This window comes from Thermosynechococcus sp. B3 (assembly GCF_030323045.1).
In the GTDB taxonomy this organism is placed as follows: domain Bacteria; phylum Cyanobacteriota; class Cyanobacteriia; order Thermosynechococcales; family Thermosynechococcaceae; genus Thermosynechococcus.
In genome coordinates this window covers 1,264,960-1,285,089 of the sequence record NZ_CP097584.1, presented here as the reverse complement: position 1 = coordinate 1,285,089, position 20,130 = coordinate 1,264,960, and the positions used below count along the sequence as shown (strand labels likewise).

Here is a 20,130-nt window from a genome sequence, read left to right as displayed (position 1 = left end):
GAGCTTATCCCCACTGTGGATACTGCCGCGCAATCACAACCACATAGTCCCCCCCTTGCAGCTCATAGTCCATTGGTGGGTTAATCTCCGTCTGGCGACGCCCCTCAATGCGACGTTCCACAGCAACTAAGAGGGCATCGTACTGCTCCTTGAGGTGTCGTTGCGCATGCCAAAAGGTTTTGCCTGCCAGCGTTGACGGCAAAGGCAGCCGATAAAATTGGTTTCCCACCTGTACTGTTAGCAATTCCGCAAAAACATCCATCGCCCCTTGATTGCGTACTGCATTGCCAATCAGGTGACCCGCCATTTCATCAGCCACCACCACATCTTCCACCCCTGCCGCCTGAAGTTGCACATTATTATTGCGATCCAAAAGCTGGGCACAGGTGTAAATCGTTGGATTGAGTTTTTCCATGGTCAGTGCAGCGAGAACCGTTCGGGCATCGCGGTCTTGATCACTGCGGGGCTGGCTGGTATCCGCCAAGAGAATGGCACGGGAGGCGTGGTAAATCTGCACCTTCTCTAAAACGTCAATGCGGGTATAGTCTCCCGAATAAAAGTAAAGGCGATTTTGATCTACTCTCCGCAACTCACTCAAGGGCAACTGTTCAAGTTCAGCAACAATGACAATCGGTGCATGGCGGGTTTGGGGATCGGTTTGCAACTCCTGCAACACTAGGGGGGCACTGCGATTCCAGCCACAGAGAATAATGTGGTTGCGCAACTCATCCAAGTCAAAGTTCTTAATGCTCATGACTGATTGCAACCGTTGCACCATGAAGGCAGACACCACCCCTGTAAACACTGCAAACAAAGTCAGCCCCGACAAAACCACCACTAGGGTAATGATCCGCCCGGCATGGGTTTTGGGATAGGCACCAATGGGTTCGGCGGACACTAAGGAAAAGAAGCTGTACCACAGGGCATCCCCAAGGGTCTCGATGTCTGGGTTTGAGGTTCCTTCGATAATATAAAAAGCCAGTCCCCCAAAGAGCATGATCAACACAATGATTAACAGTGCTGAAATTTGGGCACCGTAGAGACCAGAAATCTGGGGAGAAATGTAGTGTAGGTTGCGATTGATCAAAATCGAGGCACGGGGTAGGCGCAAAAGGGGCAGCAGACGAAACAGGGGCCACTGGGGCGGCATCGGTAAAATCGCGACTAGATCAAGCCAGTAGTGGCGGAAAAATCGTTGCTTTTTGCGGGCGATCGCAAAGCGTAGGAATAACTCAACAACAAAGCACAGCCGTAGGGGCAAATCCGCCAGCATCAGAAAAAAATTAGGGTGGCCGGGCTGTACCCAGAAAAGATCGACCACCACTAAAAGTACCCATAGTAGGAGCAAAACCAGCAGGCTAATTTCTACCTGTGGTGCGTGCAGAAATAGATCAAGCTGTTGTCTTAGCCGGCTTTGTCCCATGAGTGCCGCTAGAAGAGAACATCAAATTGCCGCGATTTGCCGCGATCGCCGGCTAACCATCAGATTTAGGTGGGAATCAATTCTCCTGGACGCAGTTTTGCCCACCGTCCCTGTTCTTCGACAAAACTGGCACAACCAACCACATCCCACTCCAAGAGAATCTCTTCCCCTTGGGTACGGATGTTGATATTGATCGTCGGCTCAATCGGGTCAAAGTCTGGTGTGAGGGTCAGATGGGGCTGTTGGTGCTGCTCTTCAACGGCATAGTATGTGGTGCAGCGATCCACAAGGGCGCAGTTAACACAGATACACATGGCGAACTCTCCCAATGCCACATGCTCCTACTCTAGCGCATCCCTTAGGGGCGCCAAGGGAACTGCTGAAAGTTGGGGGGACGTTTTTCCAAAAAGGCGTTTTTGCCCTCGGTACTCTCTTCAGTGAGGTAGTACAGCAAGGTTGCATTGCCAGCTAATTCCTGTAGGCCGGCTTGACCATCACAATCGGCATTAAAGGCCGCCTTCAAGCAGCGAATGGCCAAGGGACTTTTGGTGAGAATCTCTTGCGCCCAGCGGATCCCCTCCGCCTCCAGCTCCTCAACGGGGACAACAGCATTGACTAGACCCATCGCTAAGGCTTCCTGAGCTGTATATTGTCGACAGAGAAACCAAATTTCGCGCGCTTTTTTCTGGCCGACAATGCGGGCAAGATAACTGGCACCAAACCCCGCATCAAAACTACCCACCCGTGGCCCCGTTTGACCAAAAATGGCATTCTCAGCAGCAATGGTGAGGTCACAGACCAAGTGCAGCACATGGCCACCGCCAATGGCATAGCCGGCCACAAGGGCAATCACCACCTTTGGCAGGGAGCGAATTTGCCGTTGCAGATCCAGCACATTCAGCCGTGCTACCCCCTGATCATCCAGATAGCCTGCCTCACCCCGAATACTTTGGTCACCACCCGCACAAAAGGCATACTTACCATCGGTGTGGGGGCCTGCCCCGGTGAGCAAGACAACGCCAATCGTGGGATCGTTGCGGGCATCCTCAAAGGCCTGACTCATTTCGACAATGGTTTGGGGACGAAAGGCATTGCGCTTGTGGGGACGGTTAATCGTAATTTTGGCAATGCCCGTCGTTTTGTGGTACAGGATGTCAGTGTAGTGGTGAACCTGCTGCCAGTGGACGCTGTCCATAGAGTGTGATGGGTAAGATGGATTCTCATTGTAACCTGAGGGGTTCTCGGGTTTAGAGGGGAGCAAAATCGCAAAAAAAATTAACATCCACCACCTAGGGGAGGCTAGGAGAGCTATGTTAGGCTGTTGCTGACAATAGTTTGTGCTTCTTTGCTATGAGCGACCTCCTCAACACCTGCCCCAATTTGCAAGCGGATTGCGATCGCCTCCTTGAGCTGTTGAATGCGGAACCCAAGCTGCGCTCCTTATGATATTAGGCCAGTTCAAACTTCCCTGCGCAAGATGGTTTCGCCAACATTTGAGATTGTTTTTGCGGGGCCTTTTAGTGCTGGCAATCAATGCTCATCAATGCGCTGTTGGAGCGCGAACTCCTCTACAGTGCCCGAGATCCCCTGTGGGATGATATCGCCTCAAACCCAAGGCTGGCAGGAGGGTCAACCCATCGCCGTCTGATGCCGTGATGCCCGCAGTACTGGCGGATGGGGGGCTAACCCGTTGGCTGGTCATAACAGGTATCATAAAACTTTAGGCGAATGGGCGTAGCAGCAAATGAGTAGGGATTTTCTGGCAGGACTGAATCCATCACAACGGCGGGCGGTGGAGCACTATTGTGGCCCGATGTTGGTGGTGGCAGGCGCCGGTTCCGGGAAAACTCGCACGCTCACCTATCGCATTGCCCATTTGATTCGCCAGCATCAGGTGGCACCAGAAAATATCTTGGCGGTGACGTTTACCAATAAGGCCGCCCGCGAAATGAAGGAGCGGCTTGAAGCTCTCTTTGGTCAAGAGGTGGCTCAGCAACTCTACAGGCGAGACTGGCTGGATCTCTCTCCCCTCGAACAACAGCGGGTGCGATCGCGAGTCTATCAAACCTACACGAAGTCCCTTTGGATTGGCACGTTCCACAGCCTGTGTGCCCGACTCCTGCGCTTGGAAATAGAGGCCTATCAACATCCCCAAGGGTATCGCTGGACGCGGCATTTCACCATTTTTGATGAGTCAGATGTGCAAAGCCTGATTAAGGAAATTGCCACTGCGGAACTCAATCTCGATGAGCGCAAGCATGATCCGCGCGGTATCCGCTACAAAATTAGCCATGCCAAAAACCGAGGGCTAAGCCCCGATCAATTGGAGCAGGAACAGCGATCGCCCGCTGGCCGGGTGGCCGCAGAAGTTTATCGTCGCTATGAGGCAACCCTTGCCCAGAATAACGCCCTTGACTTTGATGATTTGATTTTGCGAACGGTGCAGCTGCTACAACAGCACCCTGAGCGCCTTGAGTATTGGCATCAGCAATTCCAACATATTCTGGTGGATGAGTACCAAGACACCAACCGCACCCAATACAATCTCATTCGGCTACTGGCCACCAATGGTACGCCACCGCAACAGTTTCAGAATTGGGGCGATCGCTCGATTTTTGTCGTCGGCGATGTGGATCAGTCCATTTATTCCTTTCGCTGCGCTGATTTCACTATCCTGATGAATTTCCAACAGGATTTTGGCGATCGCCTGCCCGATAACCACAGCCGCACAATGATTAAGTTGGAAGAAAACTATCGCTCCACAGCCAACATTTTGCAGGCCGCCAATCATCTCATTGAGCACAACAACGAACGCATTGATAAAGTGCTGCGTCCCACCAAAGGAGAAGGCGCTCCCATTCACTGCGAGTGTTGTGACACTGAAACCGATGAAGCCTCTTTTGTTGCCCGAACCATCAAAGCTTTGGGCAGTCAATCCCTCGAACCCCAATGGGGACGGTTTGCCATTCTCTACCGCACCAATGCCCAATCGCGCCCCTTTGAGGAGGCCTTAGTGCGTGCCAACATTCCCTACACTGTGGTTGGTGGTCTCAAATTCTATGAGCGCAAGGAAGTCAAGGATGTTCTCGCTTATTTGCGGCTGCTGCAAAACCCCCAAGACACCGTGAGTCTGCGGCGAATTATCAACGTGCCACGACGCGGCATTGGCAAAACCAGTTTGGATCGCCTCAGTGACGCCGCGCAAACCCTTAGCATTTCCCTGTGGGATTTAATTGCCGATACCGAATCCATGACGCCCTTGGCCGGGCGAGCCAGTCGTGCCGTGCAGCAGTTTGTGACCCTCATGACCCGCCTGCGATCGCTAGTGGACGACATTGAACTGCCTGAACTAGTGAAAACCGTGATTGAAGAGACAGGCTACCGCCGCGAACTCGAAAACGAAGGCACTGACGAAAGCCTAGAGCGACTGCAAAACCTAATGGAATTGGTTAACGCTGCCCAGCAATTTAGCGAAGAAAACGAGGGGGCAAGCCTCAGCGATTTTCTCAACAGTTCTGCCCTTGCCTCGGATTTGGATACCTTGCAGGAGGGAGAGGGCGTTGTTTCCCTGATGACCTTGCATGCCGCTAAGGGGCTAGAATTTCCCGTTGTCTTTTTGGTGGGCATGGAGCAGGGACTCTTTCCCAACTTCCGCAGTCTCAACGACCCCATGGCCCTTGAAGAAGAACGCCGCCTTTGCTATGTCGGCATCACCCGTGCCCAAGAACAACTCTTTCTCACCTTTGCCCAAAGCCGTCGCCGCTACGGTGGCAGTGAAGATACGATTCCTTCGCAATTTTTGACAGAGCTACCCCCAGAAGTGCTGACAGGGAATGTTCAACGACGACCCAAAATGGCTGCTGTCACGAAGCTATCCCCCGCACGGTTGAGCAAGGCTGCTGCCTCTGGTTGGCGGGTGGGCGATCGCATTCTCCATCCTGTCTATGGCGAAGGGGAAATTACCCATGTCTTTAACACTGGCCCGAAGCTCTCCTTGGCGATTCGTTTCCCACGTCGCGGGCAAAAGGTGGTGGATCCCCGGCTGACACCCCTTGAACGGCTATAAATCGAGCGAACCGATCCGAGCTGAACAATATGAAGTCTTATTGCAGGATGCGGCTGTTTGGGTGCCATTCACACTTTTTGAGCGTCAGGATAAGCATGAACTTATAGGAACTTAGGAACTTCCCGTGAGCAACAGCATTATTGCAGCAACCCTTCTTGCCCTCAGCGTTGGGGCGCACACCTACGCGATCGCCCCCCAAGTGCCCGCAATGGTCGCTCAGCCAGCCCAACCCGCAGGCACCACCTTCTATGCTGATATGGGCGAGGGTCTATTTCGCATCAGTGGCCGCCCGAACCAAAAAGTAACGTTTATGAGCATTGCCATTGATCCGCAAAAGGTGGCGGATATTAATATGCAACTGGCGGATGGCAACTATATTGGCTTTTCTGGCAACGTCATGCAGCAGGATGCCTACAATCTGCGGATTCGCTTGACTAGTTCTGGTATGGCCGATGCCAATGGCACCCTCAATATTCGTTATGGCAGTCAGCAGTCCATTCTCAACTTGGCGGGCAATGGTCAATTGGATGGTCAGCCCTTTGTGCTCACCTTCAGAGGCAAGATGAAATAATGAGTTGACAGAATTCCACCAAACCCAAGATAATAAAGGATCGCTGACCAAAATCTACACGAGCGGAACTGGCGGAATTGGTAGACGCGCTAGATTCAGGTTCTAGTGTCCGCAAGGACTTCGGGGTTCAAGTCCCCGGTTCCGCATCCTAGGAAGCCTGCAAAGTACGGTACGATAGAAGCATTGGCTTCTGTGCGCTGTCATTATGGCTTTTTCGTCCATTGCCGTTCGCGAACTCCCCATTTTTCCCTTGCCGGATGTTGTGCTCTTTCCGGGGCGACCCCTGCCACTCCACATTTTTGAATTTCGCTACCGCATCATGATGAATACGATTCTTGAGAGCGATCGCCGCTTTGGCATCGTGATGTGGGATCCACAAACGGGACGGCCAGCCACGGTGGGCTGTTGTGCGGAAGTGCGTCGCTACGAACGGCTTCCCGATGATCGCATGCTCATTGATTCCTTGGGTCAGCAGCGGTTTCGCATCTTGGACTACGTGCGCGAAAAACCCTACCGCGTTGGACTAGTGGAGTGGATTGAGGATGAACCCACCAGCATTGATCTGCGCCCCTTGGCCAAGGAAGTGCGGCAACTTCTTGAGGATGTGGTGCGCCTCTCAGCAAAACTGACAGAACAACCCATGGAGCTGCCCCCCGATGTGCCCACGGCTGCCCTTGAACTGTCCTATTGGATTGCCAGTAATTTTCGCGGTGTCGCTCAGGAGCAGCAACGTCTTCTAGAGCTACAATCCACCTACGATCGCCTACTGCGGGAAGCAGAAATTTTAACCACCACCCGCAATCACTTGGCGGCCCGCACCGTCCTCAAGGAAACCTTCAAATAGGCCGTGTGCTTCTCGGCGGAATATGTTACGCTAGAAGTCTTGGTTATTTTGCATCACATTGCCTTGCAGGGGAGAAAACCAATGAGCCGCGTTTGTCAACTGACTGGAAAAAAAGCCAATAACGCCTACGCTATTTCCCACTCCCACCGGCGGACGAAAAAACTGCAAGAAGTGAATTTGCAATGGAAACGGGTGTGGTGGCCAGAAGGCAACCGTTGGGTGCGGCTGCGCCTCTCTACCAAAGCCATTAAAACCCTTGAGCGCAAAGGCCTGAGTGCATTTGCCAAAGAAGCGGGGTTGAATCTCAACAAGCTCTAAGGGATTAGCTAGCCTTAAAGATCGATGCGGCCATAGCGAGCGAGGATGTCCCGCTGGCCAGTCTGTTGCTGCGTTTGCCAAGCCCACAACTGATCCCCAAGGGAAAAGTGCCACCACTCATTGGGATGGCGCTGAAAGCCTGCATGGCGCATTGCCTGATAGAGAATTTGGCGGCGTTGGGCAAAGCAAGCGGCATGGGTCTCTTCAGGATGGCGATCGTAAAAATCGGGAAAAGAACGTTCAGAAATTTCATCAATGACACCCCCCATCTCCAAGGGATGGCCTGCTGGGTCAGCGAGGGTAAGGTCAACGGCAGCGCCGGTACTGTGGGGGGGTGGTTGCTGAGGGTCTAAACTGGGCACCGCCCAAAATTGATCAACCTGTTGCCAAATCTCGCGGGCGATCGCTGGCTCAAGTTGCTGCGCATCATACCCCCGTTCTTGACAGAGGGTAGCAAAGGTATGCGCCACCATGAACTGCTGTACCGCAATTGGGCGATAGGCATCAAAAATCGCCAGTTGCCAGCCGTAAGGTTCTAGGAACGCTTGGGCGCGCTCAAGGGCAGCAATGACCCCCACCCGCAACCAAAAGGGAGAGGCTTTGCCATAGGGGGCACCTCGGCTTTGATAGGGATGGGGTTGCAGCCGCAGAAAGGTAGGTGGAATAGGCGCTAGGGGTTCCCCACACTCTGCAATCGGAATCTTGGTATAGGGCTTATCCCCCATTGGGACTAGGACTTGGCTTCGCGATCAAGGGCGAGTTCAACTTGCTTAAACTCTTGTTCGAGGCGGGCTTTCAGCTTCTCCGGGAGGGGACGATTGGGATAGGAACTGTAGTGACCCGCAAGGGAGTTGAGGGCAGTTTGCATCGTCATAAAGGAAGAGAGCGATCGCAGGGAGTCATCGCGACGATAGAGGGCAAAGAAGTCATTCAGTTTTTTGCGAGCCTCTGCTTGAGCGGCCTTCTTGTTGGGGTCATTATCCGGTAGGGCGATCGCTTCGCGCAGGCTACTGATCAGCGCAAGGGTATCTTCACGGAAATTTCCCGTTAGCCCCGTGGGCACATTAGCACAACTGGTCAGGAGTAGTGACACACTTAGGAAAAGTGCCCAAACCATCGCCCAAAAACGTTTCATATCAAACCCCAAAACAAAATTAGGTCTTAAGATACCCATGAGGCTGATCTTAGCAAGAATTGGCTCCCCTAACCCGCTTCTGTCTCTGCGAAAAGGGCTGTATTTGGGGCATGATGATCTCAGTCCTCATCAATGCTTAGGTGATCAAGGGGTGCGGGAACGCGGTTGGCAATGACCATCTACTTTTATCGCGTCAAGGATGCCTACGGCAGTTTTTCCAATTTCTCTCCCCACGGTTTTACCCTTGAGGGCTACTACTGGCCAACAGCGGAGCACTACTACCAAGCCCATAAATTCTTTGGCACTGCCCATGAGGCCTTTGGTCATGCCATTCGCATCGCCCCAACTCCCGAAGCGGCTGCCCAACTCGGTCGCAGTGGTCGTTACCCCGTGCATCCTCAGTGGGATCAACTGAAACAGCCAGTGATGTGGCGTGCCCTTGTGGCCAAATTTACCACCCATCCCGACCTGCGGGAACTGCTCTTAGCAACTGGGGATGAAGAATTGGTGGAAGATTCCCCAGTAGATAGCTATTGGGGTTGTGGGGGCGATCGCCAAGGCTCGAACTACCTAGGACGGCTGCTGATGCATCTGCGGCATTGTCTGCGCCAAGGGGCAGATCTTCACACTTTCACCCCTCTGCAAGATTGCCAATCTAAAGGCCATGACTTTTGCCCACCACCCAGTGACGACGGAAAAAACGGGCAAGGCTAGATTCTTGCAGTTGCAGACAGATGGGGCGACCATGGGGGCAGGTGTGGGGTTGACGGCAGCGGTACCACTGATCCACAAGGGTTTGCATTTCTGCAAGGGTGAGGGGCGTGCCGTTACGAATGGCGCTGCGACAGGCAACGGCCACCTTAGCAGCAGTTAGATCCGCCACTTGGCTAAGTTCAATGAGAGCCGCCACCACATCTGGGCGATCGCGCAATAGAGCAGGCACACGGCGCACTGCCCAAACCTGTACCCCAAAGGGGGCGATCGCTAACCCCCAGTCTTGAAAGCGTTGCACTTGCGTCTCCGTGAGGGAGTCCACCAACACCGGCTGCTCTAGCTCCACCACCTGCCAATCTGTTTCAATTTGCTCGTACAGCACCCGTTCATGGGCAATGTGCTGCTCAATCAACCAGATGCCTTCGGCGTGCTCAACAATAATGTACGTATTGTGCAACTGGCCAACCACCTTGAGGGCTGACTGGGGCGATGGACTGGGGGATAACAAGGTTCGATAGCGGCCAGGGGGTTCAGCAGCTTTAAGCAGGTGATAGCTCGTTGTGGGGACGGTTAGGGAGGCCAGCAGTTGGCCAATGCGCTCGACTAACAGAGCTTGCCATTGCTCTGGTTCCCGTAGATAGATCGTGCGCTTTTGGGGTGCTGCAGACCAATCAATCGCCGCCGGGGGTAAATGGAGATGGGCAATACACAGGGGAAAGCGCTGCCGCGGTAGACCGCGACCAAAGGCCTCAAGAATCACCTGCTGCCACGAGGGATCACTGTGCAGTTCGACCCAACGGCCATTGACAGCCACCCCTAAGCCATCGGGGCGGGGACGATGGTGGCGATCCGGCGGCGCCAAGACCAGTTCAATTTGGGCATCGCTCATTTGGCGCAGATCTTGGGGATGGAGTTGTGGGATGAGTTGCAGCAGGCGATCGCCCAAAGACGCCACCGCCGGCCAGTGGTGCCAGCGCTTTCCATCCTTAAGGAGATGCCAAGCCACCTGCGGGAAACACAGGGCAATTTCCTGAAGGCGCCGCTGAACCTGTTTGGGATTGACCCCCTGCTGTCGTTGCGGCCAGTCCTGAAAAAGTTGCTCAGCAATGACGCGAGTCCCCACGGCCATTCCTAGAGGACGCTGGCTGCGCACTTGACCCTGGGCATCATAACTCACTTGCCAACCGGTCTCCGCCTCACGGTGGCGAGTGCAAATCGTTAACTGTGCCATTTGCGCCAAACTGTGGAGGGCTTGACCGCGAAATCCCAAGGTTGTGATGTCCGCCAATTCCCCGCTGAGGGGCAACTTGCTGCTGGTGTAGGGGAGAGCCACTTGGGTGAGATCTGCCCAGCGAATCCCTTCGCCATTGTCTGTGACCTCAAGATGCCATGCTGAAGGGCGCCAGTGGAGGTGAATGCGACTCGCCCCGGCATCGAGGGCATTTTCCACCAGTTCTTGGACAACCGTGGCTAGGGAGTCGAGGGTTTCAGCGGCAGCGATCGCTTGCCGCATTGGTGCTGGTAGAGGCACCACCGTCAGGACATCGCTCATCAGAGCCATTCTTGGGCAACGTCAAAAATTTGGTGGGCCAGAATTAACTTTGGTACCTTGGCAAGGTTGCGCGATCGCCCTTGACGATCCAGCACCACCGCTGCGTTTTCGTTGCTGCCAAAGCCACCATCGGCTTGATCCACCGCATTGGCAACTATCAAATCCAAGCCCTTGCGTTCTAGCTTTTCGCGGGCGGGCGTTACAATATCCCCCGTTTGGGCAGCAAAACCAATCAGACGTTGGTGGGGTTGGCGCATCTGAGCCACCGCTTGCAAAATATCGGGCACCGGACTCAGGGGTAAGGCGGTAGGCAACTCCGATTTCGGGAGCTTTCCCGACCACTGTTGAGCCGGGCGGACATCGCCAACGGCGGCAGCCATCACCAGCCAATCTGCCTCTGGCCACACCTCAAGGACAGCTTTGCACATTGCTTCGCTACTGATTGCTTCAATAGCGCGTACCTGGGCTGGGATCGGCTCGGCGATCGCCCCATGAATCAACGTCACCTTTGCACCGCGATGCAGGGCTGCCCTTGCCAGAGCGATCCCCATTTTCCCCGTTGCCGGATTACCAATGAAGCGCACTGTATCCCAATACTCGCGGGTGCCCCCCGCCGTAATCAGCAGATGCTTGCCAGCTAAGTCTCGCTGGCCGTGGGTATAGGCCAAGGAGTCCAAATAGGCAATGATTTCCTGCGTCTCCGCCATCCGCCCCACACCGACGCTGTCACAGGCCAAGCGGCCATAGGCCGGGGGTAAGCAATGATAACGGGGCTGTTGTTGCAGTTGTTGCCAATGGCTCTGTACCGTCGGTTGCTCCCACATTGTGGTGTTCATGGCCGGTGCCACCAAGATGGGTATTTGGGAGGCCAAGACCGTACTCGTGAGCAGGTTATCCGCCAAACCCAGCACCAGCTTTGCCAACGTATTGGCCGTGAGGGGAGCAATCAACATCAGCGTTGCCTTTTCTGCCAGTTCAATGTGTAGCGGTCGCGGCGCTTGGGGATGCCAAAAATCCGCATCTGTGAGTACCGATTGCCGGCACAGGGTCGAAAGGGTCAACGGCGTAACGAACTGCGAGGCGGTCTCTGAAAGGATGGCAGACACTTGCCACCCCGCCTTTACTTGCGTGGAGATCACATCACAGATTTTATAGGCAGCAATGCCACCCCCCACCCCCACTAATAAATGGGGAACTGCCCTAGGACTCGTCAAAGGCTTCTAAATCCAGAAGATACAAATAAGGCTCTACCAGCTCTGGCCGCTGAAAGGCAATGGCCCGCAGCAGATGCCAATCCTCAAGGGCAGCAAAGGGCGTGTCATAATCGTCTTCCTCAAGCCGTCGTGCCAAAGCTGCCACCTCTTGGGGGGTGAGATGGTTAATATACTCCTGAGTGTAGTGGTGGGTTGCTTGCATACCCCCTCCTGCAGGACGCCTAGAGCGTAGGCCTACAATACTAGTATACTCCCTGCCCTCAACCCTAAAATTGACTGTGCCAGAGTGAAAAAGCTGCTGTCCTAGGGGGTATCATGTCCCTAGCCCTTTTTGCCGCTGCCTATGGCTAGCTCCCAATTCTTACGAGTGGCCGCTCTGTTGAGTCTAGGGGTGGCAACGGCCGTTTTTATAGAATGGGTTCTCGCTGCAATCACTTCCCACTCGCCTCTGTTGGTTGGCATTGATATTTTCGCTGCCATCGCCCTTGGGTTAACCGCATTGGCCATCACCCTCATGGGATCTAGGGGCAGAGATCGAGAATTAGCATGCCTCCCCCAGCTCTGTGGCCTAGTGCTTGTTCTCATGGGGGTGGCAATTGCCGTAGCAGTTTTCAATGCTCAGGAAATCACTGCTCCGTGGCAAGCGCTGTCTTTGCCGGCCTACACCAGTTTGCTACGGCCTGTGGCCTTTATAGGGCTAGGGGTGGCCCTGTGGGGGGTCAGGGGGGAACGAAGTTGGCAAGTGATTTTCGGTCAAGGAGGGGCAATCACAAGTGCCTGTCTGCTGTTCCTTGAGGTATTGGCCGGTCTGTACCAATTGCCGCTGTCTCTTAGTGCCTCTGCCCTTGGCCAAATCCTCGCCTGCGTTCTTCTTGGGCTGTTGAACCTCTGCCTTATGCAATGGCATCCCTCCCTAGGGGTGATGCGTTACTTCAGTTCACAAAGGATAGGTGGCCTACTCTTGCGGCGATTGTTGCCTTGGAGCATCCTTGGCCCCCTCCTCATTGGTTGGGTAATTCAATGGGTACACCACGATCGCCTATGGCTTTCGGAGCGCTTAGCCCAAGAGGTGCAGATCATCAGTATCATCGCTTTTTTGGTCACTCTTTTGGTTACGGAGGCTCAGCATCTGAACCAAGTAGAGCAGGAGCGGCAGTCATTTTGGCGCGCCTACACTGAAATGGACGAGGTGTTCCGCAACAGCCTGCTTTTATCACCGCTGCCGATGGCGTTGGTGGCGGCGGATGGTCAACTGTGGTTGATGAATCGGGCATGGCAAGAGCAAACCGGCAGCAGCCCAGAGGAAACCCCCACATGGGAGGGGTGGTTAGCCATTGCCTTTCCTGAAGCAGCGCAACGCCAGTGGGCGGCCACAGAATTCCAACGCTGCCTTATAACGCAGGCACGGGTTGAGCATGGGGATGTGTGCATCCGCACTCGCGCCAAACAAGAGCGTATTTGGCAGATGGTTTCCCTGCCCCTGCAACTGCCCAACGGCAACCAACAGTTCATTTTACTGACGGCAGTGGATGTCACGCGACAACGGCAGCTGACCCAGCAACTTGCAGCCCAGCAAACGGAACTTGAGGCGCAGGTGATTGCCCGCACCCTCGATTTGCACAACGTCAATGGGGAACTCCAGGCCGCCCAAGAAAAGCTCAATCAACTGTTGGATCGCGCCGATGCCTTTGTCAGTGAAATACGGCTCTTTCCTGATGGCTCTTGGCGCTATGAGTATCTCTCCCAAGGGCACCTGCGCATTCTCGGCTACAGCCCCCTTGACTTTCAAGAAGACCCGAATCTTTGGCGATCGCGGGTTCCTTCCGAGGACTGGGAAGCCTATCATCGTCCCTTTCGCGAGAAATTACTCCAAGAAGGCTGTGCCCACACCGAATATCGCTTTCAACATCGCGACGGCCATGAGGTGTGGATTTCCCTCAATGCCACCGCTGAACCTCAAGGGGATGGCAGTTACCTGATCACCACGGTGGGGGTGGATGTCACCCAACGCAAAAAAGCGATGCTAGCCCTAGTGGAAAGTGAAACCCGTTTTCGCCAGATGGCCGATGCCTCACCTTTGATGATCTGGCTGGCAGATAGCAAAGGCACCATTGAGTTTGCCAACCAAACCATTTGCCGCGTCTTGGGCGCCTCCTTAGACCAAATCCTTGGCTGGAACTGGTTAGACCTTGTCCATCCTGAGGATCGGGAGCGCACAGAGCAGGCCATCCGTCTTGCCGTTGAGCAGCAGCAAAGCTATGAAATTGAGCACCGCCTGCGCAATGGCCAAGGTGTCTATCGCTGGGTACTCAAGCAAGCGGCACCCCGCTATGCCGAAGACGGCACTTGCATTGGCTACCTTGGTTCCTGCTTGGACATTACCAACATCAAGCTAGCGGAGGAGAAATTGCGGCAACTGGCTTGCCAGGATAGTTTAACGAATCTCCCCAATCGCGCCTTCCTCACAGAAAAAATTGATCAACTGCTGGCTGCCTACCACCGCGGTGACATTCCGCCCTTTGCCGTTTTGTTTTTGGATTTGGATCGGTTTAAGGTCATCAATGATAGCTTGGGTCATGATGCCGGCGACGAGTTACTTCTAGAAATTGCCCATCGCCTTCGGTCGAGTATGCGCCAGCAGGAGATCGTTGGCCGATTGGGGGGAGACGAGTTTATTGCCATCCTCGAACACATTGAGGGTCTCCAGCAGATTTATGAGTATGGCGATCGCCTGCGCCGTTGCATTAGTGAACCCTATGTGCTCAAGGGCACTGAGGTAAGTGTCAGCGTCAGCATTGGCATCGCCATTGTTAATTCTCGTTACCGCACTGCCGGTGAACTGCTGCGGGATGCTGATATTGCCATGTATGCTGCCAAGGCCCAAGGGTGCAACGGTATGCAACTCTTTGAATCGGAGCACCACCAAGCGGTTTACACCCGCTTACAACGGGAACAGGAATTTCGCCGTGCCCTAGAGCAGGAGCAACTAGCGCTCTTCTACCAGCCCATTGTCAGCCTCAGTCAGGACAGCCTTGTTGGTTTTGAAGTATTAGTTCGCTGGCAGCATCCCGAAAACGGTTGGATCAGTCCGGCAGAATTTTTGCCCTTGGCTCTGGGGTTGGGTCTAGCCACAAAACTGGATCAATGGGTTCTGCAAAAGGCAATTTTCAACCTCTACCAATGGCAACAGACACTGGGTTCTCGGGCTGCCGACTTCACCCTCAGTGTCAATATTTCCAGTGCTTTCTTTAATTCTGGCCAAATGGTTCCTTTGCTCAAGCATCTGTTGCCGCTCTATGGGATTCGCGGCCAGCAAGTGATTCTGGAGATTACTGAGGAAGTGATCATGCCCGATTCAAGGTTTGCCCAAGAGCAATTGGAGGCGCTCCAAGCCCTTGATATTCGCTGTGGCATTGATGACTTTGGCACTGGCTATTCCTCCCTCAGCCGCCTGAGCCAACTGCCGTTGTATACCCTAAAGATTGACCAGTCCTTTGTCCGAGACATCGAAACCAATTTCCAAAATTTAGAAATTGTTCGTGCCATTATTAGCCTCGCCCGAACCCTGCAACTAGAAGTGGTTGCCGAAGGCATTGAACATCTCTCCCAAAAGCAGTGCTTGCAGGCGTTGGGCTGTCAGCGGGGTCAGGGGTTTCTCTTTGGTGAACCCCTCTCTGAGGAGCAAGCGCACCAGTTACTACAAGCGAGGATCACGCCTTGTCAAACGGAAAGCAAATAATTGTTGCATCAAGACCGTTATCTAGGGGTCAGCAAAGCCCCTTGGCTATCTTAGATAAAGACCGCTGAGTGGAGAAGCCTGATGACCCAGCCGCTGATTGCTAGCCTCATGCTGAGTCTTTCCCTTGGGGGAGCGATCGCCCCCTTGGCGATTGCCCAAGCAACTAATCCTGAGCCTGTCAACATTGTCGAGTTAGTTCGCGCTCGCAACTATGCCCGCCAAGCTGCAGAACGAACCAATGGCGGATTAAGTCGCTATCGAGCCGAGCAGTCCATGCATGGGCCTGTCCGTGAAGCTCCCTATGTGCGCAATGCCGACGGCTCCTACACGTTTCGGATTTTGGGCCATCGAGTCAGCAATGGCGTGCCCGCATCCCTGCCCAGTATCGAAACTGTCGTTACTGTGGCTGCCGATGGACGCACCACCATTGACTACAACGGCCCGATTCGCAACTAACTGACCAAGCCATCGCCTTTGGCTAAAAACTCCTTGAGGAACCAGCGATGTTTTTGGTGGGTTTGCACCAAACGGGTGTAGAGGTCAGCCGTACCAATGTCGCCCGCCTCAGTGGCCACTTCTGCATCTTGGTGCATCTCGGTAATGATCAGCTCATGGTTAGCGATCGCCTCCTCAATCATTTGCTTGACCGTGAGTTGGCCGCTTGAGGGGGTTACCGTTGCCACTTTGAGATAGTCTGCGGGGTCTGCCACTGGCTGGCCATCAAGCATCAAGCTACGCTCAGCCAGTTCATCAATCATGGCAAAGACTTCTGTTCCCTGTTCTTCAAACAGCAGGTGCAACTCCCGAAACAAGGGGCCATAGGTTAGCCAGTGGTACTTTTTATAGTTCAGATACAGGACAACCGCATTGGCCTGTTCCCGTTTCAGCGTGGTCAGCACTTGCTCTTTCAGCGTTGTTGTTGCACTCATAGTGGTCTCCTTTGACAGTTATCGAACTGTCCTGTCTATTTATCATACTCATAACGAGTACGTTTTAGCAACCTAGAGGGTGCTACTGCCATTCTATTGACATCTAAGATGGAGGTAGTCCCTTGCTGCTCATCAACGCTAGGATAGGCAGCATAAAAATAAGTTTGATGATTTGAGTGTTTTTTAGCTGCTGCTATGGACGCCTCAGCCAATCGCCCCGATACCTACGTTCCACACCTACAAGCACCCAGCCGTTCTGGTGAACAGCAGTGGGGGTTCATGCGTCCCAGTGAGCTGATTCTAGCGGCACCCACACCCCGGTTGTTATTGCACTCCATTTACATGCAACGTTCAATTGTGTTGGATCAGTTACCCGTTTGGCAAATTGGTCGAAGTAAAGATTGTGATATTGTCCTACCCGATCGCTGGTGTTCGCGGCACCATCTTTGTATTGAGCGGCAGGCGGATCATCGCTATCGGCTGACTGACCTCAAGAGCATGAACGGGACATTTATCGGTAATAACCGTATCCACGCGCCCCATCTCCTCAGACACGGCGATCGCATTTCCATTGGTGAGTCAGAACTAGAGTACATTGACCTACGGGATGCGCCGAGTCCTCACCCCTACACCAATCATTCCCATGGGAGTAATAGCCAAGTCACGGTCTTGATGACCCACTCTTCGCGTACCCAAGGGGAAATGTGGCGGGAATTATTGAACTCCCAAGGGATTTCGACGATTTGGGCAACATCCCACTTTGAGTTAGAAAAAATTATTGCCCATGTGGAGTCCCTCAACTGCAAAGTCAGCCTCTTGCTCCTCGATTTGGGAATGCCAAAAACCAATCCCTACGATTTTTGTCGCCAGTATCGCCAGCGCTATCCAGAAATGAATGTCATTCTCCTCAGTGGCCTGCGCACCCGTGTCCATGAATCGGAGTGCAAGTGGGCGGTCAACCAAGGCGCGATGGCACTCTTTGCGGGCTTGCCGCGCGAAAATCTGTTTGGAGATCTCACGAGTATTACCGAGCGATTGCAAACGATCGCCCAAGCCATCGAATGGACCTACTTCAATCCTGAAGCCCTCACCAGTACCCTGCTGAAACTGCAGGATGCCGTGGATGCGGAGATGTCGTCGGGGATGGTCCTCTAGAACCGCTGCACGGATTGGTGAGCAGTGCTACAGTCAGTGAAAGTAGTGTTTTCAGCAGATAGCGAACATTGGTTGTTCTCACATCACAAGTTAGTGCACTAGACAAATCCCTAGGGCGGCTGGAGTGGCCGCGTCTCTGTTATCAGTTGGCAACGTTTGCTGCTACCAAACGGGGGATGCGCCAGCTGCAGGGGGGAGAGATTCTAGGGGGCACCCAAGCAGCCAGTCAAGTGCTGTTGGCTCAAACCACTGAGGTGATTACCCTAGAAACGGTGCACCAAGTGCGCTTAGATTTTAGCCAAGTCACGGATATTGAACCTGCCCTTCGCCGGTTGGATCATGGGGGCTGTTTGCAGGGAATGGAGCTACTGGCGATCGCCCACCTGTTGAGTGCGGCGCGGCAACAGCGGCGTCAAATTGAGGAACACGCGCAACTCAATGAACTCCAACAACTAGTGGCCGGTGTCCGTACCTATCCTGAGGTGACTCAGGAGATTTACCGCTGTATTACCGATCAGGGGCAAGTGAGCGATCGCGCCAGTCCAGAATTGGCTGAGATTCGCCAGCAGCAACGGCAGTGCCGTACCCAGATCCAGCAGCAACTGCAGCAGATTCTGCAGCAGCGAGCCAGTGCTATTCAAGAGGCAGTGGTCACCCAACGGCGCGATCGCTATGTGTTGGCAGTCAAAGCCACCCACAAAGACCAGATGCCGGGGATTGTCCACGATCTCTCCGCCAGTGGTGCCACGCTCTACATTGAGCCACGGGAAACCATTGACCTGCAAAACCGCCTGCAACAACTTACCCATCAGGAGGCTGAGGCCGAACGCGCCATTTGCCAAGCCCTCTCGGATCAGTTGGCCACGATTAGTGATGATTTGTGGTATCTGCTCGATGTGCTGACCACCCTCGATATGGCGGTGGCCCGTGCCCACTATAGTCTCTGGTTGCAGGGCAACCCACCCCAGTTTGTCAGTGACACGCGACTGCACCTGAAGGCCTTGCGCCATCCCCTGTTGGTGTGGCAGGAGCACCATGAGCAAGGACAGACCGTGGTTCCCATTGACATTGAATTGCACCCCCCCACCAAGGTGGTGACAATCACTGGCCCCAACACTGGCGGCAAAACAGCAACCTTGAAGGCCTTGGGCTTGGCAGCACTGATGGCAAAAGCAGGGTTGTATGTGCCAGCGGCAGCGCCCGTAGAGTTGCCTTGGTTTACAGGGATTTGGGCAGACATTGGGGATGAGCAGTCCCTGACCCAAAACCTGTCCACCTTTTCCAGTCATATCTGCAATATCCGCGATATTCTCACAGAGCTCGAGATGACAGGGGGCAATACGTTGGTGCTCCTCGATGAAGTGGGGGCCGGCACCGATCCCAGTGAGGGCACAGCCCTAGCGATCGCCCTGTTGCGCTATCTGGCAGAGCACGCCAGTCTCACCTTTGCCACCACCCACTATGGCGAACTCAAAGCCCTCAAGTATCAGGACAGCCGCTTTGAAAATGCCGCCGTTGAGTTTGATGAGACCACCCTTGCCCCGACCTATCGGCTGCTGTGGGGCATACCGGGACAGTCTAACGCCCTAGCGATCGCCCAGCGGTTGGGGCTATATCCCAGCATTATTGAGGATGCCAAAGCCTTTCTCAGTAGCGACAGCAACCGCATCAATGAAATGATTATGGGGTTGGTGGCACAACGCCAAGCCCAAGAGGCCAAAACCACAGCGGCAGCGGCGCTGCTGCGGGATACAGAAGCCCTCTACCAAGAAATTGCCACCAAGGCTCAAGAACTGCGACAACGACAGCAGCAACTGCGCCAACAACAGGAGGAGCAGGTACGCAGCGCCCTCCATCAGGCTCAGCAGGAAATTGCCAAAGTAATTGCTCAACTGCAACGCGCCAACAGTCCCGAACAGGTACAAGCTGCCCAAACGGCCCTAGCTCAGATTGAAAAAACCTATCTCCCCCCGCCGCCGCCTGCCGAATTTATGCCGCAGCCCGGCGATCGCGTGCGTTTGCCCCAATGGCAACAGGTGGGCGAAGTCCTCAGTGTCAGCCAGCAGGGGGATATTGTCGTCCAAGTGGGTTCCGTGAAATTTACTGTGCCGCCCCACGCCGTAGAGTCCCTCAAGGGCGAACCGGTACGCACACCATCTAAACCCAAGGCCGACCCAGCTCAAGCTCCCCTCCCACCCCCTTCTCGCACCCCAACCCCAGCACCCGCCATTCGCACAGAGAGCCGTACCCTCGATCTGCGGGGCAAGCGCACCCATGAGGCGGAACCTCTCCTAGAGGAATTTCTCAACCGCCAGCAGGGAACGGTTTGGATTATCCACGGCCACGGCAGTGGTGCCCTCCGCCAGTTTGTGCATCAATTTTTAGAGCAGCACCCCAGCGTTCAAAGCTATCACCTTGCGCCTCCTGAAGAGGGAGGCCGGGGAGTAACCATTGTGCAGTTATAGGAACA

At 54.2% G+C, this 20,130-nt stretch carries 18 protein-coding genes, 1 tRNA gene and 1 pseudogene; 11 read left to right on the top strand and 9 right to left on the bottom strand.

Going from position 1 to position 20,130, the window contains the following annotated elements; all coding sequences use genetic code 11:
- Positions 1–4: 4 nt before the first annotated feature.
- The 3 genes from M0646_RS06530 to menB all read right to left on the bottom strand — a co-directional run bounded on the left by M0646_RS06530 (position 5) and on the right by menB (position 2,618).
- Positions 5–1,324 carry a TrkA-related ion transporter gene (locus tag M0646_RS06530; protein ID WP_255451725.1) on the bottom strand — a complete coding sequence of 440 codons (1,320 nt, stop codon included), beginning with the start codon at positions 1,322–1,324 and terminating at the stop codon, positions 5–7.
- Positions 1,325–1,488: 164 nt separating this feature from the next.
- Positions 1,489–1,737 carry a Ycf34 family protein gene (locus M0646_RS06525; protein ID WP_149819240.1) on the bottom strand — a complete coding sequence of 83 codons (249 nt, stop codon included), beginning with the start codon at positions 1,735–1,737 and terminating at the stop codon, positions 1,489–1,491.
- Positions 1,738–1,781: 44 nt separating this feature from the next.
- Entirely contained in the window at positions 1,782–2,618 is an 837-nt protein-coding gene (gene menB / locus M0646_RS06520; RefSeq protein WP_149819238.1) for a 1,4-dihydroxy-2-naphthoyl-CoA synthase, read from the bottom strand.
- Positions 2,619–2,773: 155 nt separating this feature from the next.
- Here menB and M0646_RS13130 point away from each other — a divergent pair.
- The 6 genes and pseudogenes from M0646_RS13130 to rpmB all read left to right on the top strand — a co-directional run.
- A pseudogene (locus M0646_RS13130) lies at positions 2,774–3,001 on the top strand (hypothetical protein); the annotation flags it as partial.
- Between the two features lie 166 nt (positions 3,002–3,167).
- On the top strand, positions 3,168–5,489 hold the full coding sequence (gene pcrA, locus M0646_RS06515; protein WP_286649977.1) for a DNA helicase PcrA: 2,322 nt from the start codon (positions 3,168–3,170) through the stop codon (positions 5,487–5,489).
- 124 nt (positions 5,490–5,613) lie between these two features.
- Positions 5,614–6,060 (top strand): hypothetical protein, encoded by a 447-nt coding sequence (locus tag M0646_RS06510; RefSeq protein WP_286627110.1) that lies wholly within the window; start codon positions 5,614–5,616, stop codon positions 6,058–6,060.
- Between the two features lie 62 nt (positions 6,061–6,122).
- A tRNA-Leu gene (locus M0646_RS06505) sits at positions 6,123–6,206 on the top strand.
- A 59-nt stretch (positions 6,207–6,265) separates the two neighbouring features.
- Entirely contained in the window at positions 6,266–6,904 is a 639-nt protein-coding gene (locus M0646_RS06500) for an LON peptidase substrate-binding domain-containing protein (RefSeq protein ID WP_149819234.1), read from the top strand.
- 81 nt (positions 6,905–6,985) lie between these two features.
- Positions 6,986–7,222 (top strand): 50S ribosomal protein L28, encoded by a 237-nt coding sequence (gene rpmB / locus M0646_RS06495; RefSeq protein WP_149819231.1) that lies wholly within the window; start codon positions 6,986–6,988, stop codon positions 7,220–7,222.
- Positions 7,223–7,236: 14 nt separating this feature from the next.
- On the opposite strand, the gene M0646_RS06490 is transcribed toward rpmB, so the two are convergent.
- Positions 7,237–7,947, bottom strand: coding sequence for a M15 family metallopeptidase (locus tag M0646_RS06490; protein ID WP_286627108.1), 711 nt, complete (start codon positions 7,945–7,947; stop codon positions 7,237–7,239).
- 5 nt (positions 7,948–7,952) lie between these two features.
- On the bottom strand, positions 7,953–8,357 hold the full coding sequence (gene psb27, locus M0646_RS06485; RefSeq protein WP_149819226.1) for a photosystem II protein Psb27: 405 nt from the start codon (positions 8,355–8,357) through the stop codon (positions 7,953–7,955).
- A 171-nt stretch (positions 8,358–8,528) separates the two neighbouring features.
- Here psb27 and M0646_RS06480 point away from each other — a divergent pair, with 171 nt between their 5' ends.
- Positions 8,529–9,071 carry an NADAR family protein gene (locus M0646_RS06480; RefSeq protein ID WP_226972031.1) on the top strand — a complete coding sequence of 181 codons (543 nt, stop codon included), beginning with the start codon at positions 8,529–8,531 and terminating at the stop codon, positions 9,069–9,071.
- Here M0646_RS06480 and mutL read toward each other — a convergent pair.
- Genes mutL through M0646_RS06465 form a run of 3 tightly spaced genes read right to left on the bottom strand, consistent with a single transcriptional unit; the run spans position 9,013 to position 12,039 of the window.
- Entirely contained in the window at positions 9,013–10,623 is a 1,611-nt protein-coding gene (gene mutL, locus M0646_RS06475; protein ID WP_286627105.1) for a DNA mismatch repair endonuclease MutL, read from the bottom strand. The two genes, M0646_RS06480 and mutL, sit on opposite strands and share 59 nt — an antisense overlap.
- Positions 10,623–11,837: a bifunctional phosphopantothenoylcysteine decarboxylase/phosphopantothenate--cysteine ligase CoaBC gene (coaBC, locus tag M0646_RS06470; RefSeq protein WP_286649976.1), complete on the bottom strand. Its 1,215-nt coding sequence runs from the start codon at positions 11,835–11,837 to the stop codon at positions 10,623–10,625. The genes mutL and coaBC overlap by 1 nt, the downstream gene beginning before the upstream one ends.
- Positions 11,824–12,039: a DUF2555 domain-containing protein gene (locus M0646_RS06465; RefSeq protein WP_286649975.1), complete on the bottom strand. Its 216-nt coding sequence runs from the start codon at positions 12,037–12,039 to the stop codon at positions 11,824–11,826. Before M0646_RS06465 ends, coaBC begins: the two co-directional genes overlap by 14 nt.
- Positions 12,040–12,180: 141 nt before the next feature.
- On the opposite strand from M0646_RS06465, the gene M0646_RS06460 reads away from it, so the two are divergent.
- Positions 12,181–15,576, top strand: coding sequence for an EAL domain-containing protein (locus M0646_RS06460; protein WP_286649974.1), 3,396 nt, complete (start codon positions 12,181–12,183; stop codon positions 15,574–15,576).
- Between the two features lie 81 nt (positions 15,577–15,657).
- The gene (locus M0646_RS06455; protein ID WP_149819218.1) at positions 15,658–16,032 is read left to right on the top strand and encodes a hypothetical protein; all 375 of its coding nucleotides are present in this window, start codon (positions 15,658–15,660) and stop codon (positions 16,030–16,032) included.
- Here M0646_RS06455 and M0646_RS06450 read toward each other — a convergent pair.
- On the bottom strand, positions 16,029–16,505 hold the full coding sequence (locus M0646_RS06450; RefSeq protein ID WP_149819216.1) for a Dps family protein: 477 nt from the start codon (positions 16,503–16,505) through the stop codon (positions 16,029–16,031). The genes M0646_RS06455 and M0646_RS06450 overlap by 4 nt on opposite strands.
- A 195-nt stretch (positions 16,506–16,700) precedes the next feature.
- Between M0646_RS06450 and M0646_RS06445 the strand changes: the two genes are divergently transcribed.
- Together M0646_RS06445 and M0646_RS06440 are read left to right on the top strand one after the other, a co-directional pair.
- On the top strand, positions 16,701–17,660 hold the full coding sequence (locus M0646_RS06445) for an FHA domain-containing protein (protein WP_149819215.1): 960 nt from the start codon (positions 16,701–16,703) through the stop codon (positions 17,658–17,660).
- Between the two features lie 68 nt (positions 17,661–17,728).
- Positions 17,729–20,125 (top strand): endonuclease MutS2, encoded by a 2,397-nt coding sequence (locus M0646_RS06440; protein WP_286627098.1) that lies wholly within the window; start codon positions 17,729–17,731, stop codon positions 20,123–20,125.
- The last annotated feature ends 5 nt before the right edge of the window (positions 20,126–20,130 follow it).

Coding starts and splice junctions, on each gene's coding strand:
- M0646_RS06525 (WP_149819240.1), bottom strand. CDS start 1,737: ATGTGTATCTGTGTTAACTGCGCCCTTGTGGATCGCTGCACCACATAC.
- menB (WP_149819238.1), bottom strand. CDS start 2,618: ATGGACAGCGTCCACTGGCAGCAGGTTCACCACTACACTGACATCCTG.
- pcrA (WP_286649977.1), top strand. CDS start 3,168: ATGAGTAGGGATTTTCTGGCAGGACTGAATCCATCACAACGGCGGGCG.
- M0646_RS06500 (WP_149819234.1), top strand. CDS start 6,266: ATGGCTTTTTCGTCCATTGCCGTTCGCGAACTCCCCATTTTTCCCTTG.
- rpmB (WP_149819231.1), top strand. CDS start 6,986: ATGAGCCGCGTTTGTCAACTGACTGGAAAAAAAGCCAATAACGCCTAC.
- M0646_RS06490 (WP_286627108.1), bottom strand. CDS start 7,947: ATGGGGGATAAGCCCTATACCAAGATTCCGATTGCAGAGTGTGGGGAA.
- psb27 (WP_149819226.1), bottom strand. CDS start 8,357: ATGAAACGTTTTTGGGCGATGGTTTGGGCACTTTTCCTAAGTGTGTCA.
- M0646_RS06480 (WP_226972031.1), top strand. CDS start 8,529: ATGACCATCTACTTTTATCGCGTCAAGGATGCCTACGGCAGTTTTTCC.
- mutL (WP_286627105.1), bottom strand. CDS start 10,623: ATGAGCGATGTCCTGACGGTGGTGCCTCTACCAGCACCAATGCGGCAA.
- M0646_RS06465 (WP_286649975.1), bottom strand. CDS start 12,039: ATGCAAGCAACCCACCACTACACTCAGGAGTATATTAACCATCTCACC.
- M0646_RS06460 (WP_286649974.1), top strand. CDS start 12,181: ATGGCTAGCTCCCAATTCTTACGAGTGGCCGCTCTGTTGAGTCTAGGG.
- M0646_RS06455 (WP_149819218.1), top strand. CDS start 15,658: ATGACCCAGCCGCTGATTGCTAGCCTCATGCTGAGTCTTTCCCTTGGG.
- M0646_RS06450 (WP_149819216.1), bottom strand. CDS start 16,505: ATGAGTGCAACAACAACGCTGAAAGAGCAAGTGCTGACCACGCTGAAA.
- M0646_RS06445 (WP_149819215.1), top strand. CDS start 16,701: ATGGACGCCTCAGCCAATCGCCCCGATACCTACGTTCCACACCTACAA.